The following is an 18007-nucleotide window of genomic DNA, read 5'->3' as shown; positions in this document are numbered from 1 at the left end:
GCATGCGCGGCGGCCAGATCGGTGGGGAGCGATTCAGAGGTGGTCACAACGATGATGGAATCACATCCATCGCGATCCGAGAAGTGCAAAGCCTCATCCGACCGATGTCGGCCGCCACGTCTCTTGTGGGTGCCTCCAGTCAATCCCGGACAGGAGATAACCGAGCTGCGCCGACGAGATCGTCACCGCACCCTCAGCCGGGCTCGGCCAGATGAAGCGACCCCGCTCCAGGCGCTTCGTGAACAGGCAGGCGCCCTGGCCATCATGCCAGATCACCTTCAGCAGATTGCCGCGACGACCGCGGAAGCAAAACAGGTGGCCGCCCAGCGGGTCGCGATGCAGGATCTCCTGCACCTGCAAGGCCAGCGACGGAAAGCCCTTCCGCATGTCGGTATAGCCGGTTGCGAGCCACACCCGCACGCCGGCCGGCAACGGGATCATCGTGACTGCCCATCAGTCAGCGCCGCCACGACTGCGCTCAGCGTCGCGGCGTCAACCGCGCCCGTGATCCGCATCCGAGCCCCGGCCGCGAACTCGATCTCGATCGCACCGCTGGTCCCGGAGGGCGCCGCCGACGGTTGCCGCTCTGGCGCAATGGAGACCGCCGCAAAACGGACTTCGTCAGCTTGCCGCTGCATCGGCCCGGGCTCGCAAACGAGGACGCCCGTGCGGGCCTGCCGCCGCCAGGCCGTGACCAGATTGCGGTGAACATCATGTCGTCGAGCAACCTCGACAACACTGGCCCCGGGCGCCAGACTCTCCTCCACGATCCGAAGCTTCTCGGCAGTGGTCCACCGCCGTCGTCGCTCTGGACCGGACAGAATCGTAACCGTTGTCACGTTTGCTCATTTGCTTGCAAATTAATGAGCAAATCATCTCACGATCGAGCCCAATCCGGGAAGGCGGCCCTCAGCGGAGGCTTACCGTATCTCGGCGCTAAAAGAGCCTGCTCCGCACCAGCCAGATTTCAGACAGTTATTTCGATCGCCTGCGGCGAATTGATTTTCCATGAGCCGGATTGCGACCTCGTTGAGGCTTCGCTTCGACAGAGAGCCGCTCCGTGCTGAGGCGCTCTGCCTGGTAGACTTGCGATCGGAGCGTCAGTAGCTCTTGGTAAAGGTCTTTAAGATTTTGAAACTGCTCAACGATGTCAGTCGGTGTTTTCGGCAATGTATTCTCGTAAGGGTCGAGGAATATGATTTTCGCAATCTAATCATGTTTGCCTCCGCAAAAATCTGCAACCAAACTTGAGCGTTAAGCTAAACCTCCTGACCGGCAGTTAAATCTGGAACCTGTTAATCGTATCCGAACATTGACTTGACTTTGCCTAGGAAAACGCAATTGATCAAACGAATTCAATTCGTTATAAGGCTTTTCAACACGGCACGGTAGATTATTCAGGCGTCGTTCCTGCTTCGCACGATTGAACGGTTCGGGGCCGTCTTGTGCAAGACAAGGCAACCAATCTTGCGGTTGCTGTCGGCTGACCTTGTGAAATGAGCGTCAAGACTGGATACATCAGGTTATGTTCAGTGGCGTCGTAATTGTGATCGTTTGCGTGCCAGCATTTCTGGTCTTCGTGTGGTTTTCGCAGATTGTGGCAGGATGCTTCGCACTGCGTGAGAAGCGGCTTTCTCAAACTGCGGTGCCTGTCGCTCTCTTCAGGACGACTGTTCTTATTCCTGCTCATGACGAAGGGAGCGGGATATTACCCACCCTTGCTGACGTTAAAGCTCAGCTTGGGCCGCATGACAGCGTGATTGTTGTCGCAGATAATTGCACAGATGAAACGGCGGAGATTGTCAAAGCAGCTGGGGTAGACGTGGCGATTCGGGTCGACCCGACCCGCCGCGGAAAGGGTTACGCGTTAGAGTTCGGTGTGCGGCACTTGGCCGTCAATCCCCCTGATGTCGTCGTCATTCTCGATGCCGATTGCCGACTTGGCGAGGGGGCGCTGCGACGCCTTGCGAGTCACGCAATGCAGAAGGGGCGCCCCGCACAGTGCCTCTACCTTATGCTTGAGCCAGAGGGTGCTCGGTCCGGTGGTAAGGTGAAAGTTTTTGCCTGGCGCGTCAAAAACTGGATCAGGCCGCTTGGTTTGAGACTATTTGGGCTGCCAACCCATCTCTTCGGTACCGGTATGGCTTTCCCATTTAATCTGCTCAGGGAGCGCGACCTGGGAAACAGTCGGTTGGCGGAGGATACTGCTCTGGGCATGTCACTCGCTGCGGCCGGCTATCCACCCTATTTCGTGAGTGAAGCGAAGGTGTACAGTCATTTCCCGGTGTCGCAAGCTGGCAGCGAGCAGCAGCGACTGCGTTGGGAAAAGGGGCATCTCGATAACATTGTCGACCTGGTCCCGAGGGCGCTTGCCAAATCGTTTCGCGATGGAAATCTCGCCTTGGCCGTGCTTGCTATCGATATGACAATCCCTCCTTTGTCGCTCCTTGTACTTGTCGTAATCTTCTGCGAGATATTCGCTGGCGGTTTGGTCACGCTCGGCATTTCATCCGTAGCCCTTGCCATTTCGTCCGTCAGTATTCTGCTTTTGATGTTCGGAACATTGCTCGCGTGGACAGCCGTTGGTCGCGATGTGTTATCCTTTCGCGACTTACTCCAACTTCCTCTGCACGCGATTAGAAAATTGGGTTTGTATCGCTCGATTTCGACCGGCAAAGCCGCATCGAGTTGGATCAGAACCGATCGTATGAAAGCGCCGGCAGATGAAAATTACGAGGGATAGGCGCACTCATGTCCGTACGTGCACTTGAAGTCCCCGAAGCGATGACGAGCTTTGAATTTGGATTTATATTAGAACAGTCGCTTGGACACGTTACGCACGCCAAAAACCTGCTTGCCAATGTTGCTCGTGATCCTGAGGTGCATGCACATTGGGGCCTGATCGATTTTGAGGCCTCGGGAGTTGTTGGAAACATCCCTGTTTATCGGCGCAACTGGACGGTGCGGGCAGGCGTGCGCGCGTATCGTGAGGTGCTGCGAATGAACAAGCAGGCCAAGCTTGACGCCTTGTTTTTCCATACGCAAGTGCCGGCCATTCTCGCCCAGCGCTGGGTCCGCAAGATCCCCAGCATCGTTTCCCTCGACGCTACACCGCTTCAATACGATGCGTTGGGCGCATTTTATAAGCACGCGAAGGGTCCGGCGTGGCTAGAGGCTTGGAAGTGGCGCTTGAACCGCAACTGTTTCAGGTCCGCGCGTCGGCTCGTTGCCTGGTCGGAATGGACAAAACTCGGCCTTGTGCGCGATTACGAAGTACCAGCCGACAAGATTGTCGTCATCCCTCCTGGCGTGAACGTGGATGAATGGCGACGACCCACGCCACGCGTGCCTCACGCGGATCCGGTCAAGATCCTCTTTGTCGGGGGCGATCTTGAGCGTAAGGGGGGGCTGGTGCTTCTTGAAGCTTTTCGCGCGCTCCGACACCTGGGGCTCGAACTTCACCTGGTGACGAAGGATCGCCTACCGCCAGAGCCAGGTATTTTTGTTTATAACAATCTTGAAGCCAACAGCCAGCCGCTCAAGGATCTTTATCACCGCTGCGATATCTTCGCTCTGCCCACGTTCGGTGACACCTTCGCGATGGTACTCTCGGAAGCGGGCGCGTCTGGAATGGCGATCATATCTACAAATGTAGCCGCCATCCCTGAGCTAGTCCGGAATGGCGAAACGGGGGTTGTGGTACCAGTGGGCGACGTAGTTGCCTTGACGGCGACACTTCGGGATTTGGCCATAAACGACACTTTGCGCCTCACCCTCGGTGAACGCGCCAGGGACCATGTTAGCCGCCACTATGACGCACCCACCAATACCAGCCGACTACTTGGCCTGCTCAAGGCGGAGGCAACTGCGGCCCCCGCAGAGACACGTTCGATTGCGACGGAGCGTTCCGCCGCACCGCCAGCAGGTAGGCATGCAAAATGCATCGTACCGGCGGTGGGCAAGCTGGTGGGTGCATCTGGAAGGTCGACGACGATGTCGAGTTACGATTTCGGGTTTATTTTGGAGCAGTCGCTTGGACACGTTACGCACGCCAAAAACCTGCTTGCCAACGTTGCTCGTGATCCTGAGGTGCATGCACATTGGGGCCTGATCGATTTTGAGGCCTCGGGGGTTGCTGCAAAAATCCCTGTTTACAAGAGCAACTGGACGGTACGGGCTGGCGTGCGTGCGTATCGGGACGTTGCACGAAAGAACAAACAGACCAAGCTTGACGCCTTGTTTTTCCATACGCAAGTGCCGGCCGTCCTCGCCCAGCGCTGGGTCCGCAAGATCCCCAGCATCGTTTCCCTTGACGCTACACCGCTTCAATACGACGAATTGGGCCCGTTTTATAAGCACGCGAAGGGTCCGGCGTGGCTAGAGGCTTGGAAATGGCGCTTGAACCGCGACTGTTTCAGGTCCGCGCGTCGGCTCGTTGCATGGTCGGAATGGACAAAACTCGGCCTTGTGCAGGATTATGAGGTGCCAGCCGACAAGATTGTCGTCATCCCTCCTGGCGTGAACGTGGATGAATGGCGACGACCCACGCCACGCGTGCCTCACGCCGATCCGGTCAAGATCCTCTTCGTCGGAGGCGACCTTGAGCGTAAGGGCGGGGTGGTGCTTCTCGAAGCCTTTCGCGCCCTCCGACACCTGGGGCTCGAACTTCACCTGGTGACGAAGGATCGCCTACCGCCAGAGCCAGGTGTTTTCGTCTATAACAATCTTGAAGCCAACAGCCAGCCGCTCAAGGATCTTTATCACCGCTGCGATATCTTCGCTCTGCCTACCTTCGGGGACTGCCTTCCGATGGTGCTCTCGGAAGCGGGTGCGTGTGGAATGGCAATCATATCTACAAGTGTTGCCGCCATCCCCGAGCTGGTCCGCAATGGTGAGACGGGGGTAGTGGTACCGGTGGGCGACGTAATTGCCTTGACGGGGACACTTCGGGATTTGGCAACCAATCCCACCTTGCGCATTGGCCTCGGTGAACGCGCCATGGAGCATGTTAGCCGCCACTATGACGCACCTACCAATGCCAGCCGTCTGCTCGGCCTGCTCAAGGCAGAGGCAACCGCGGCTCGCGCAGAAAGATTTGCAGCTCTGTCTGCGCGCTACGCGTAATCGCAGCTGCGTTTATTTGGTATTATATTACCTGATTAAAAATTCGACCGTTAATCAAGCCATCTTGTTTGTCTTGCAGCTCCGTTCGGAATAAAGTTGAGTGGATCGATTAATAAAATTATACCAATCGATTTAAATATATAAATCAAATTGCGCCGCGCGATCTCCCGGAGCAGAAGAGCCGTGTACTCGGATCCCGTTGTTGAGAGCTTCAACGTCAGCACGCTCCCGCTCGTAGAGGCGGCGGCACTCATTTGCCACAACGCGGGATCGGCGGGAGCGCAAAATGTCTTCACGCTGAATCTGGATCACATTGTCAAGCTGCGGAGGGACGCGAGATTTAGGGCTGCTTATCGACGGGCTGGACTGATTACCGCAGATGGCTTTCCAATCGTGATCGCCTGCCGCTTGCAGGGAAGGCGCGTTAGTCGTGTTGCTGGATCAGATTTAATCGAGCCAATCAGCGCCGAGGCCGCGCGCAGTGGCAAGTCTATCTATCTTTTTGGATCGAATTTGCAGGTCCTCGTGAAGGCGTCGCGGGTTCTTCGTGAGCGCAATCCGGGGTTGACGATCGCCGGGATGTCAGCGCCGCCACAGGGATTTGACCCGACATCCGAGGATGCGAGCCGCTGCCTTGCGGCAATCAGCAGCTCAGGCGCTGATCTGTGTTTCGTCGCCCTAGGCGCCCCCAAGCAGGAGCTGTTCTCTGACTATGGCAAGAACGTCCTGTCCAATATATCATTTGTCTGCATTGGCGCCGGGCTGGATTTTATCGCTGGCGCGCAAATCCGTGCACCTCGATGGATGCAGAGGTATGGTATGGAATGGTTGTGGCGCGCTGCCAGCAACCCGCAGCGGCTTCTTTACCGCTATTTGTTGTGCATGGGGGCTTTGCCTGGGCTTCTTGCCCGTGCAGCACTTGTTCCGAGACGGCAGCGAAAATTTTTATCGTGACGTAGACTGCGTGCCTGCGTGCGTTGATGGCGTCGCCCCGATCTGGTAACAAAGCACCCGTAAATTGCTTAAGACCATAAAGCCTATGCGGCTGCGGCTTCGCGATTCTTCCGCCTAAGTCTTAGAGCAATTGTCAGGAGTCCGAAGGCGAAGGAAACGATCTTCGGCTCTTCTCCTGTGCTCTTCTCTTGTGCCATTCCCATGCCGTGAAGACGATATCATCGAGCGTCGATATCTGCGGCTTCCATCCCAACTCGCTCGCAGCGCGCACAGAATTGCTAATCAGCCGGGCGGGATCACCCGGGCGCCGTTCGCCGAATTGCACGGGTACCGGCCGTCCCGTAACGCGCTCGACTGACGCAATCACTTCGCGAACCGAATAGCCTTGGCCATTCCCCAGGTTGAATGCGCGGTGTGTTTGGCCTTGTTCCAGCGCTTGTAGAGCCAGGACATGTGCCCTCGCCAAATCGGATACGTGAATATAGTCACGAACGCATGTTCCATCGGGGGTATCGTAGTCGGTACCGAAGACCGTGATGTCCTCGCGGTCTCCGGAAGCGGCATCCAGGACGAGCGGCACCAGATGTGTTTCGGGATCGTGATCTTCACCAATCTCGACTTCGGGATCAGCTCCGGCTGCATTGAAATATCTTAGCGCCACGGATCGCAATCGATAGGCCGCGTAGAAATCGGCCAGCATACGCTCGACCATAAGCTTCGAAGCGCCATAAGGATTAATCGGGGCTTGTGTCAACGTCTCATCAATCGGGACCTTGTCCGGAACACCGTAAGTGGCACAAGTGCTCGACAGGACAAACTGATCAATGCCGTGGTCTCTCAGCGCTTCGAGCAGCGTCAAAGAGCCGACGACGTTGTTGCGATAGTATTTTCCGGGATCTGTAACCGACTCACCAACGTAGGCAAAAGCCGCAAAGTGCAGGCAGGCGCTTGGCCGGTGCTTTTCGATAGCCTGGTCGAGAGCCGCCCGGTCGAGGATGTCTCCTCTTTCGAGAGGTCCCCATTTAGCGGCCCATGTGTGCCCCGACGACAGATTGTCGAAAGCTACGGGCCGATACCCTTCCTGCGCCAGGATTTTGCAGGTGTGCGAGCCGATATAGCCGGCTCCTCCCGTTACCAGAATCGTTTTTTTTTCAGCGTTATTCATTTCATAACTCGAGGGATTTCGTCACTATTTCCGCCATGCGTCGATTGGAGGCATTCGAAGCCAGTGAGGTTGGGGGGATACGAGCAGATTGCCCGCAGCAACACGACGCGGAGGAAATATTCCCCTTGACGATGCTCTTCGCTGCGATTGTGGAACGGAAGCCGGAAGACGGCTTTCGAGGCGGGCCTAATTTCGGCAACGCCAGTCATTGTCGATCACGAATGGATGGAACCTCTAGATGGTAGCGAGAGCCAATCTTGACCGAGCCGGGCACGTGGATGTGACCAGTACGATCGCTCCAGACACCGACGCCGCTTATATACGGAAGTCCTGGCAAAAGAGCGAGTTAGCCAGTTGAAATGCGCACATCGGCAAGACGTGCCGAACCTGTCATGCCCCTGTTTGATCGGCGTAATAGGCGTGGAACCGATCGCCTTTATAGTGCTCGATGCTCTTGAGCGCAGAGGGATCCGCCTTGTTAAGGATCACGCACAAGACGCGATCGAGCAGTGCCGAAGCCTCAGAAAGACACTCCATGACGAGGCGTTGACTTGTCTTGCCCCACTCAACGACGAATATAAATCCGTCGCAGTGCCGCGCGATTATCTTGTAGTCAACCATCGCCGACATCGGAGGCACCTCAATGATAACCAAGTCATAAGTTTCTCTCGCAGCCGTAATAAGTCGCTCTAACCCCGCAGCTTCGAGTAATTCTGACGGATCGGGCAGTTTGTCGCGAAGAGGGCAGGGAAGGACGTCTAAGTTCAGTCGCTCTTTCCTGAGAACGAACTTCGCGAGCGCTTCTGGCTGCGCCAAAGCCTCTCGAATTCCAGCCTGAGCATTAGAAGCGATGCTCTTCGTCAACGACTGGCGATAGAAATCAGCATCGACGAGGAGCACACGCGAGTTCGAGCGCTGACCGAGATGCCCCGCAAGATTCATAGAGATCGTCGTTTTGCCTTCTCCTGGGTTTGAAGAGACAACACAAACCACCTTCGAGTGGGCGACCCTTTGGGCGTTGCCAATGGTGCTTCCTATGGTGCGCATGGCCTGCGCAAACCGCGAATAAGGCTCGTCTAACGTGTATTCACCCGCAGCTAAAGAAGCCCGATCCTTTGAATCGACGACCTCCGGCATGATCACGCAGGCCAACCCCGTTGCCTGAGTTACCTGTGTAGCGGTTCTGAAAACGCCAAAAGGGAAGTTCCTGATCAAGAGGAGCGCACCCCCCATCAGCAACCCCATCACCGATCCGCCAGCAAGGATTAGATACCGTTTCTTTGAAGATTCGGTTTGCGACGGGGGAACTGCACGCATCAAAACACGGGCATCCGGCGTGGTTGGGGGCTGCGCGTCAACCTTGCTATTTTCGGTGACCTGCAGCAGCATCCGGCCGTACAGGGCCCGAAGAGCACTCGCGTTGTCTTCGAGCTCGCGCAGCCGAGCCTGCTTATTGCTGTGGACCCCTTCAGAACTGGTCACTTGCGAAACTGCCTCGGTAAGCTCGTCATATCTTACGCGCGCAAGCCGATACTCCTTGTTAAACGATCCCGCGACACGCCTTTGCTCCGTCGCAATGGCTTGGCGAACATCGTCCATCCGACTGCGGAGCTTAACGACAGCCATATGGTCTTTTCCGACGAGCTTTTCAATTTCGCTGGCGCGGGTCGACAGATCCGTCAGCTCTCCACGTAGCCTTTTGACGATTTCGTTGTCCGGTGTGAGCAAGGCGGCATCATCATCAGAGGAATCCGCGATTCTCTCCATTTTTGCCTTTGCTTCAGCCATCGCGAGTCGAGCGCCTGTCAGCTGATTCTGCAAAACGTTAACTTGTGCGTGCGAAAGCGTTAGCTGGTCGCTACCAACAAGATTGTTGGCCGCTTTGAAGTCTAAGAGCGCATGATCTGCGTCATTGATCTGCTGCTTGAGTTCTTGGGCGCGCTCCAGCGCGACCTGACCAGCTACCTTGGTAGAACTCATTTTGTTAGCAACGCCGGCATCGATATATGTGTCGACAAGAGAGTTGACGATGGCGGCCGCTTTAACCGGGTCTTTCCACGAAAAAGATACTAAGATAACGCTTTGGACATCCTCACGAGCGATGGTCAAATTGCGAGCCAATGTTTCGAGAGCGATCTTCTCCGCGTCAATCTTGGTTTCGTTGGCGTTTGTCGACAGGCCCATCGCGTGCGCGGTATTTTGAAACAAGCCGCGAATCCGCGAGGTCGGCGTTGAGCCGTCGGTCTTTCCTACAAAATCAGGATCGTTCGCCAGCGAAAGGGATCTTACGACCTTCAATAAAATACTCTCGGACGACATCACGTAGGTCTGGCCCAACGTGTCATAGTCTTCAATGATCGGCTCGTTAGTGACCTTGTTTGTCTGCAAATACCGCGACATCGTTTTTTCAAATACGATGCGTGAACTCGCCTTGTAAGCGGGAGAGATAGTAAGGAGTAGCATCGATGCGCAAATGACGCCCACGGCCGTGCCAGCGACGATGAAGATCCATCCCCGCCGAGCAATTCCAAAAAGATCGGCAACTTCAGGTTGAACAGGTTCCATCCCTCGATGCGCCGCGGGATCAGTCACTTGGCTGTCGTTGTGGGAGGCCATGATTCACTTCTTTCGTGCGCTGGATACTTCAATCGCGATTTTAGATAAGTTTAGCGCCGCGGTCCAGAATTTTGGCCCCGCGAGCCCGGCAGAATGATTAAATGAGTCAAATTTAATCATTAATACTGTTGGGTTCCATAATACTGTTGGGTTCCGTCGGGTTCCGTCGATTTCTGGCTCGCGGGGCCAAAATCCATCGTTTTAACTAGTTTGCGCGGCTGTTCTCTCGTCAGAGTGGCTCAAAAATGGTAAAGTATCTGGCTAAAATTTCCAGAACTCTATCGCGGGTTAAATGTTAATTCTTAATTGTTTCGGTTGGATTTCGCAAGGCGCGGGTAATCTACTCGCCGTTGATTATTCGCAACGTAGCGAATAGGAATGTGGCGTAACGGGTGGCGCTCTCAGTTGTTATCCTGCGGAACGTCGCTGTAGCTTTGATCCGGGAAGCAGGCCTTACCGAGGTAACCTTCTATGACTCCGCTTAGTCAGCAGATGCAGACTCATGCTTTAGCCTTCGAGCGCGAAGGTTATGTCACGCTGCCGAACGTGGTCTCGAAAGCGAAGCTCGCAGCACTCACGGAAGAGTTGAGGAGCGAATATAACCGCGCGCGGGCGAAAGGTGAGCTGTTCGCGGGCGGCGGAACGATCAGCGGCCACCTGAACTGTTTTCCCGGCGGCCAATCGCGTTTTGTGTATGATGAGCTGGAGCGATTTGGCGTGTTCGATTTGGTCAGGAAGCTTTTGCCTTCCGCAACGCGCATGCCCAACGTCGGTTGCAACCTGAATTTGCCAAACAGCAGTGCACAGAACCCGCACGCTGACGGCTATGCTGCATCCCCCTTCGTCATCGTGAATGTTGCTCCAATTGACACCGACCTCAGCAACGGAGCCATGGAGATCACGCCTGGAACTCATCTGCGCGACTACAAATATTGGCAATATGCTTTTTCTGGAAAGCCTTCGATCCGCACATGCATGAGTGCCGGGGATGTCATCGTGAGATCTTCTATGCTTTGGCATCGCGGGATGCCAAATAAAAGCAACGTGATCCGCCCGATGCTCGCTTTCACGTGGGAAAACGACGGCAGCGATCTTGCCGACCCTTACACCGCACATGGCGGCAAGATCACGTTGCTGCCTAACCGGTACGCGCAGAACTTCAGCGGCAGGTTACGTGAGCACGCTTTTGCGTCGTTACCCGCGCTGGGCAAGGGTTATCTTTTCTTACGCTCAGTTGTTCAATAGCTCAAAAGTAGGTGTTCCGGAAAAAGTAGGTGTTCCGGAAAAAACGCTTCACTTGAGCATACGCGAATAAAGCGCAGCAAAATCTGACGCCATGCGCTGCGGATTAAAGTGTTTCACGACCCGCGAGCGGCCGTATTCTCCAAATTCTGTGCGTAATGCGGGGTCATCTAACAGCCGCAGTAGATTGGCCGCTAACAAATCGATATCGCCAGGAGGGGATAGTAGGCCGCATTTGCCGTGCTCGACGACCTCCGGGGTGCCGCCGTTGTTTAAGGCGACGACGGGTCGCTTCATCGCCATAGCTTCTGCAAACACAAGCCCGAACGGTTCCTCGAAGCTAGGAAGTGAGAATACGTCGCAGGCTGCAAGCAGTGACGCGACGTCGGAGCGCTGCCCGGTGAATACGACGTTCTCTGCGACGCCAAGTTGGCGCGCTTGCTCCTTCAGCATTCGAGTAGCGCCACTGTCGGCGGGGTAGTCCGTGCCTACAATCGCAAGCCGAACGTCTGGATATCGGCGCTTAATGAGCGCCAGCGCGCTTATTAGTTCCGAGTGCCCTTTCCAATGGAATATTCGTGCGACACTCACGATCAATGGTGCACCAACTGGCACATTCAATAAAGCGCGTCCCGGCCCCGGATCAAGCGCAGGATCCCATTGTGAGGGGTCGATCGCATTGAGAACCGCGTGCACGCGATCCGCTCGGTAGCCTGCCTTCACGAACGTTTCCGCTGTATAATTTGATACGCCGACGATCGCATCGGCCCGCCCCAGCGCCCAGAGGACGCCGCGACTCATCCAGTCGCCAAAGGAGACGTGTGCGTGAATGAGGGCTTTGGCACCTGTGAGAGCCGCGAGCACCACGCAAGCCATGGCGTCGCGCGGCCGATCGGTGGCATGCAAGATCTCGATCCTGTGATGCCGGACGTACGCAGCGAGTCCCAGCAAGCTCGCTGACGCCGGCACGGCCTCGGCGATACTGCTCAACTTTTGAAGATTGGATCGTTGCCAAAGCGATGGTCCAAAATTTGTCGGACGCACCGTGATTCCGGGAATGGCACGCAAATCGTCAAACGCAGGCGACGGCGATCCCGGTTGTCCGGCCGCGTGCAGTTCGAATTGGACCTGTGGCAGGTTGCGCAAAAGCAGAAAGTGGACCCACGTGTCTGCGCCGGCAAGGACCGCCGAATTGATGAAGAGAACCCGTGTTCGATTATCAGGGGCAGAGCGCATGAAATTAAACATTCTTTGCTAAGGTTCTTGGAGGACATGAGAAACTTGTGCAGTTGTGCGTTCTGGAAAATGTGCGTAGGTCAAAATTGTGGGGAAAAAAGCAACCCGGACAACCCGAGATACGCATGCGACCGCGGGCGCTTGGCCACAGTCCCGCGCCAATATCCGGCCGACAGTCATCTCGCACCCCCCGCACGAATCCTCAGCCCGTATCTTGGCCTGCATCCGCGAGAGGAACAACATCCCCGGGGTGCTACCACTTACCTCAAAGGTTAACCGCAATATTGTGACGACAGACGGTCGGGCTGGTCTGGACGCGCCCAAGTTTTCACGTATCGTGCACGCTTGGCCGCGATGGGCCTTCCATATCAGGAGCTATAGGTGAGATCCAATACAACCAGGCTCCTGGTTCGTAATGCCTCCTACCTCGGATTGGGACAGGTTGCGTCCACCGCGCTGGGGATCCTCCTGGCTGCGGTCATTGGGCGTGCCTTGGAGCCTGCGCAACTGGGTAACCTCTACATCGCCACCGCAATCAGTACATTCGTCTATGTCATCGTCGATTGGGGGCAGGGTGTATATCTTGTCAAAGAATTGGCGAGAGGGCGTGCCGACGAGCCTGAGTTAATTGGAAGTGCACTTTTAGTTCGGCTGCCAACAATACTGTTTTCCTCGATCTTTGCACTGACAATCGCGCTGGCGCGGGGATACGATTCCCAGATCATTGCGTTGACGTTTTTGACGATGGCGGCCATGATTCCGGCCTCGCTGTTCGTGCCGTTCGATTGTTCCTTTCGCGCGAAGGACCGAATGGACGTCGATGCATTTGCAAACATTGTTGGCAAGGCGGTTACGCTGGTTGCGACCGCGATTGCTTTGCGCTTCGGGGGTGGGCTGACGGAAGTGATATTAATGCTTGGCGTCGGCAATGTCTCGATCCTGCTGGCCGCGGTGATTGCAGCTCAACGGTTGGATATTGCAGTCAAAGCGCCTGTGATGAAGGCATTTAACGAACTCTTTAGACGTGGAGCATCGATCGCAGCGATCTCGCTGGCGATAGCGTCGCAGCCTTTTTTGGAGATATTGCTGCTTTCAGCCCTTGCCGGTCCGGCAATCGTAGGCTGGTACGGCGCGTTCCGTACCATATTCGGCGTTGTTACGTCTCCGGCGTTGATTTTGCTAGGGGCGTCTTTTCCTGAGCTTTCGCGTGCATCGCTTTCGGTTCTGAATCTTCGGCGCATGATCGATGCGACCGGGAGGGTTCTGTTAATAGCGGCAGCATTTGCGTCCTCCGCGCTTTACCTGTTCGCAAACGATATCGTCGCGATCATATATGGACACGGCCGCTTTGAACAAACCGCGTCGATCCTGCGCACAAGTGCCATCTTCGTACCTTTGCTTTTCTTCACGTTCCTGTTGGCATCCGTTATATTAGCCTTGGGGCGGAATAAGGCGTTGGTCGTCTTAAACGTTGCTAGGATAGCCTTGTATGTGGCATTGAGTTGGGTGTTTGTGGGTTACTGGCAACAGCGATATGGAAATGGAGCCATCGCACTTGTGATCATTGCTGGTTTGGTAGAACTGCCGGCGATGATTGCATATTTGATGATGCTTCCTAAGGGCGCGCTCGGATCAACAACGACACTCAACGTGGTTCGAGCTCATGTTGTCTCGTTCTGCACGGCCGCGCCGCTGTCTATGTTGCAGCCGCTTGGACTCTTGTATCTCGTTCCGCTCTTCGCCCTATCATTTGCGGTGATAGCCCTAGTCACACGGCTCATATCACCGAGCGATCTGCGACTCGCGATGGAGGTCGTGCGCAACAGGGTGTTTATTTCCGATGCGCCAAAATCCGCGTCGGACGGCTAACCGGGACGCCCGAAAGCTCTGTGAGAAAGTTGGGGTCTCGAGCGTCGATCAAAACTCACCAGTCAGCTGTATGGATCACGTATGGCACTACCGGAGTTGCGCAATTCACTCGCGACGCCAGCCGTCAGGGATGTCCAGAGTTCGGATCGGTCGCGCTGGTACCCCCGCCATAAGCGTTCTTGCAGGAACATCGTCCGTCACCATCGATCCGGCCGCGATGACGGCATGGTCACCGATGGTCACCCCCGGAAGGATTGTTGCAGAACGGCCGACCCAGACATTGACACCAAGGCGAACGGGTGCAGTCCGGATTGGACGCGACGGCTCCATGGAATGATAGTCCGAGTCAAAGATAGCTACCAAGTCTCCAATCAGACAATGGTCACCGAGTTCGATGCTGTGAGTCGCTACAATCGTGGCACCAGTGTTGATAAAGACACGTTCGCCAACCACAAGCGAGCCATTCTTGGCTGCGCCCAACTCAATTGCTATCGTCTTACAACGCAGAAACAAGCGTCCGCATTTGATTGATCCGTCAGTGTAGAGCACCGGATGGCGCCCTTCCACAATCACAATGGCCCCGCGCGCACCTGCCCAGCGGAATGCGGCCGTGGCCCAGAGGCTGGAGGGTATGTCGCGAATCTTGACCAGCACTTGTCACATTCTCGTTGGGGGGAAACTATCTGACACAGCCAACCTGCGTCGTCATGACAGCCGTAGAGGTGACGAATGCCCTCGTCAATTGGTAGTTATTAAGAACACAAACCGTCGTTGGCTTAGAATTAACTTTTTACGAAACGCCCGCAGGGACAATTCCCGCAACATTGACACCGCAGTTGCGAATGTCGCAAAATGTATACTGGACCCGAAAATTCAACTTTCCGAGATTACTACGATCGGGTGACTGTGCAGTAATAACTCTGCATCTGCGGTCACCTGTGTCGCCGATGCGAGCTGCAACCCTGACAACTAGGGCGTGTCTCTGGAATGCCAAAGCTCATTGACCATGCGCAGACATCGAGCCTTCCGGGCGCAGGTTTTTCAGGCGCCAGGTTGTTGGCAATCATGCCGGTGTTTGCAATTTTTTATGTCATAGTGGTGCTGCCGCTTTTACCCGATGATGGAAAAGGGCGGCTGGAGAATGTGCTGTTTTGGCCGGTCATGGCAACGCTGGTGTCGATTCTTGTTTTCTGGAATCGGACGCGAATAGACTACATGTTCTTCCGATCCTTGCCGATGAAGAGCCTAATTGCTTACCTTGTGTTCGCGGCAGCGAGCGTGACATGGGCTTACAGCCCGGACTTTGCCTTCAGCCGGCTTGTCGTGCAGGTGCTAGTGGTGATTATCGTCGCTTTGCCGTACTCACTGCCGATAAGTACGAAATCCACGATACCAGCCGTGCATCTCTGTTTCACCGTCGCGCTCGTCATCAGTGGCATTTATGTTTTGACGACACCGCCGTCGCCCATCGGGCATTCTGGATATTTTACTCACAAGCAGGAACTCGGTCTCCTTTGCGCCTGCGGAATCTTGATTTCAAGCCATGAGCTTTTGCATCGCGGCTGGCGACGCCTTGTTGCGCTTATCACACTGGGCCTGGCATTCTGGCTAGTATTCGAGAGCGAGTCGAAGAGCGCGTTGGTTTTTGCCCTGGTAGCGATACCGAGTTCGGCTCTGATATTGCAGGTTTCCAAGAGGACAAGTCTGACACCAGCATTTTTCGTCGCCGCAATCGTGGTCGCATCCATGTTCATATCCAACCCGATTGAACGAGCGGGATGGTGGATCTTTGGGGACGCTACTCTCACCGGCCGCACTGGAATTTGGGGCTTTATCGGTGAGCAGATATCGCGTTATCCTTGGTTTGGTTGGGGCTTCCACTCCTACTACTTCGTACCGAATTCACCGCAGAATCAGGCGCCGGGATATATTCGGCAGATGCCGTCGAGCCATAGCGGATTTTTAGAGCTGAAGCTCGAGACGGGCCGGATTGGCTACTGGATATTCCTGGTATTTATCTATTCCTCGTTGCATTTGCTGGAGCGAGTGAGACGAAAGTTCCCGGTCCGTGCGTGGTGGTATCTTTCGATTGAGCTTTTTGCGGTACTTATAAACCTGACTGACTCAAACTGGATTGTCGAGAATTCCCTCTGGATGCTGTATCTATTTGTGGTTGTGGAGGCGGTCCATTTCTCACTGCCAAGCAAAATACCGGATCCAGGGCGAGTGCCATTGCAAGCATTAAAAAAACGCCAGTTTGTCTCCCTCCTACCGTCAGTGCCGCGTAGCCCGCTCGGACCTGTTCATTAACTTTGTCAATAATAGATGCCGAGGGATGGCGCGTTCAGGAGCGCGCGAATCCAAATACTTTGACCTATGATTGTAGCAGCGAGGCGACCGCGTTCGCGAAACGCCAGCGCTCTGCGCCATTTGGTGCGGATTCAGGACAATATTGTTGGCGCTCTTGAAGGTTGGGCCGATCGCTATCTCGGGTGGCGTCAATATGCGCGCCCATTCGAATATTCCGGCGGTAGAGAAGAGACGTTTTTTGTTGGCCTTGCGCGCAGCAATCTCGTGATCTAAGGACAATTAAGACACAACAGTTGGCGGTAAAGTTGCAAGGTGTCGGCGATCACGCCGCTCCCGGCCATCGCATTTTGCTTAACAATGCGCTTTGGCAATGGATGGGGTTCGACGGATGAGTAAGCGCGTGGTGTTGACGGTGTCAGGCGTCATCCCTGCGGACATTCGCGAACAGATCGCGAGCGGCAAGCGTCCCAGGGCCGACTACTTGGAGCTTGCGCAAAGCTTTGATGCCGATCTTCTCGACTACGCAGCGGCGCGAACGATTACAGGTCGAACGGGTGCGGTGCTCGAGAGATTCGGTGGTCCCAATCTGCTCCTCGCCTTCGCTTGCTGGAAAGTCCGCAAGAGGTATCAGGCGATCGTCACAGATGGCGAGCAGGTTGGATTGCCTTTGGCTACGTTCCTCAGACTCACACCTGGCAGGCGGCCACGCCATCTGATGATCGTGCACGTCATCTCGGAACCGAAGAAGATGGTTTTCCTGGATTGGCTGGGCGTGCAAAGCACCATCGACCGCTTCATTACCTACAGCCGCTGGCAACAACGATTCATAGAGGATCGCTGGAAATTGAGTCGCGACCGCGTGCCGTGGACGCCGTTCATGGTTGACCAGGAGTTCTTCGCACCCCAACGTGTCGCCCCAAGCTCCGGCACGCGTCCGCAGATTTGCGCGGTCGGGCTGGAGCGCCGCGACTACGAGACGCTGTTGCAAGCCGTAGAGGGTCTCGACGTACGTGTAGTTATTGCTGCTGCGTCACCTTGGTCCAAACGTACTGAGGGCGTTGCGACAAGGTCCGTTCCGAACAACGTCACGGTGCGGAAGTACAGCCAGTACGAGTTGCGGCAATTATACCTCGACAGTTGTTTCATGGTCATGCCGCTGGAGAACGTGAACTTCCAGGCCGGCGTCACTGCGATTCTGGAATGCCTGGCGATGGGAAAAGCGGTTATATGTTCTCGCGTTCTTGGTCAAACCGATGTGGTTGTCGAAGGCGAGAACGGCCTTTATGTGCCGCCGGCAGATCCATCAACCCTAAGGACGGAGATCCGCCGGTTGCTGTCTTGTCCGGAGGAGGCCGACAGGTTAGGCGCCAATGGCCGCAAGCTAATCGAGTGCCAGATGAATCTCGATCTCTATGTCAAGAGAATGACCGGTTTTCTAGGCGGAGCGATCGGAGGTGAGGGACCCTAGGACGCCTGTGACTTCGGCTTGCC

The 18007-nt window shown here is 55.5% G+C and carries 13 protein-coding genes; 7 read left to right on the top strand and 6 right to left on the bottom strand.

The annotated features are described in order from the left end of the window. Window positions 1–93: 93 nt before the first annotated feature. Together tnpB and tnpA are read right to left on the bottom strand one after the other, a co-directional pair. Window positions 94–441 carry an IS66 family insertion sequence element accessory protein TnpB gene (tnpB, locus tag BUA38_RS00175; protein ID WP_072815721.1) on the bottom strand — a complete coding sequence of 116 codons (348 nt, stop codon included), beginning with the start codon at window positions 439–441 and terminating at the stop codon, window positions 94–96. Beyond that, on the bottom strand, window positions 438–839 hold the full coding sequence (tnpA, locus tag BUA38_RS38690; protein WP_072815717.1) for an IS66-like element accessory protein TnpA: 402 nt from the start codon (window positions 837–839) through the stop codon (window positions 438–440). Before tnpA ends, tnpB begins: the two co-directional genes overlap by 4 nt. Before the next feature lie 686 nt (window positions 840–1525). Here tnpA and BUA38_RS00165 point away from each other — a divergent pair. The 3 genes from BUA38_RS00165 to BUA38_RS00150 all read left to right on the top strand — a co-directional run bounded on the left by BUA38_RS00165 (window position 1526) and on the right by BUA38_RS00150 (window position 6078). Beyond that, a complete protein-coding gene (locus tag BUA38_RS00165) occupies window positions 1526–2743 on the top strand; it encodes a glycosyltransferase family 2 protein (RefSeq protein WP_072815714.1) in 1218 nt (405 codons plus the stop codon). 8 nt (window positions 2744–2751) lie between these two features. Next, entirely contained in the window at window positions 2752–5124 is a 2373-nt protein-coding gene (locus BUA38_RS37785; RefSeq protein WP_197685899.1) for a glycosyltransferase family 4 protein, read from the top strand. Window positions 5125–5307: 183 nt separating this feature from the next. After that, the gene (locus tag BUA38_RS00150; protein ID WP_244553156.1) at window positions 5308–6078 is read left to right on the top strand and encodes a WecB/TagA/CpsF family glycosyltransferase; all 771 of its coding nucleotides are present in this window, start codon (window positions 5308–5310) and stop codon (window positions 6076–6078) included. Between the two features lie 133 nt (window positions 6079–6211). Here BUA38_RS00150 and galE read toward each other — a convergent pair whose 3' ends face one another. Both galE and BUA38_RS00140 read right to left on the bottom strand, forming a co-directional pair. Beyond that, window positions 6212–7243 carry a UDP-glucose 4-epimerase GalE gene (galE, locus tag BUA38_RS00145; protein WP_072815710.1) on the bottom strand — a complete coding sequence of 344 codons (1032 nt, stop codon included), beginning with the start codon at window positions 7241–7243 and terminating at the stop codon, window positions 6212–6214. Window positions 7244–7633: 390 nt separating this feature from the next. Continuing rightward, window positions 7634–9859 carry a GumC family protein gene (locus tag BUA38_RS00140; protein ID WP_072815708.1) on the bottom strand — a complete coding sequence of 742 codons (2226 nt, stop codon included), beginning with the start codon at window positions 9857–9859 and terminating at the stop codon, window positions 7634–7636. Between the two features lie 471 nt (window positions 9860–10330). Here BUA38_RS00140 and BUA38_RS00135 point away from each other — a divergent pair, with 471 nt between their 5' ends. After that, complete coding sequence (locus BUA38_RS00135) at window positions 10331–11104, top strand: phytanoyl-CoA dioxygenase family protein (protein ID WP_083587377.1); 774 nt, start codon at window positions 10331–10333, stop codon at window positions 11102–11104. A gap of 48 nt (window positions 11105–11152) precedes the next feature. Here the strand turns inward: BUA38_RS00135 and BUA38_RS00130 are convergent, their stop codons facing one another. Then, entirely contained in the window at window positions 11153–12349 is a 1197-nt protein-coding gene (locus tag BUA38_RS00130; protein ID WP_072815704.1) for a glycosyltransferase family 4 protein, read from the bottom strand. Window positions 12350–12718: 369 nt separating this feature from the next. Here BUA38_RS00130 and BUA38_RS00125 point away from each other — a divergent pair, with 369 nt between their 5' ends. Then, window positions 12719–14206, top strand: a complete 1488-nt coding sequence (locus tag BUA38_RS00125) for an oligosaccharide flippase family protein (RefSeq protein ID WP_072815701.1) — start codon at window positions 12719–12721, stop codon at window positions 14204–14206. Window positions 14207–14311: 105 nt separating this feature from the next. Here the strand turns inward: BUA38_RS00125 and BUA38_RS00120 are convergent, their stop codons facing one another. Further along, window positions 14312–14860, bottom strand: a complete 549-nt coding sequence (locus BUA38_RS00120) for an acyltransferase (RefSeq protein WP_083587376.1) — start codon at window positions 14858–14860, stop codon at window positions 14312–14314. Window positions 14861–15193: 333 nt separating this feature from the next. Between BUA38_RS00120 and BUA38_RS00115 the strand changes: the two genes are divergently transcribed. Together BUA38_RS00115 and BUA38_RS00110 are read left to right on the top strand one after the other, a co-directional pair. Beyond that, the gene (locus BUA38_RS00115; RefSeq protein WP_083587375.1) at window positions 15194–16516 is read left to right on the top strand and encodes an O-antigen ligase family protein; all 1323 of its coding nucleotides are present in this window, start codon (window positions 15194–15196) and stop codon (window positions 16514–16516) included. Between the two features lie 388 nt (window positions 16517–16904). Further along, window positions 16905–17984, top strand: a complete 1080-nt coding sequence (locus tag BUA38_RS00110; protein ID WP_083587908.1) for a glycosyltransferase family 4 protein — start codon at window positions 16905–16907, stop codon at window positions 17982–17984. Window positions 17985–18007: the final 23 nt, after the last annotated feature.

Origin of the sequence: Bradyrhizobium erythrophlei (genome assembly GCF_900142985.1) — a bacterium.
Taxonomy (GTDB): domain Bacteria; phylum Pseudomonadota; class Alphaproteobacteria; order Rhizobiales; family Xanthobacteraceae; genus Bradyrhizobium; species Bradyrhizobium erythrophlei_B.
This window is presented reverse-complemented; position numbering and strand designations above follow the sequence as displayed.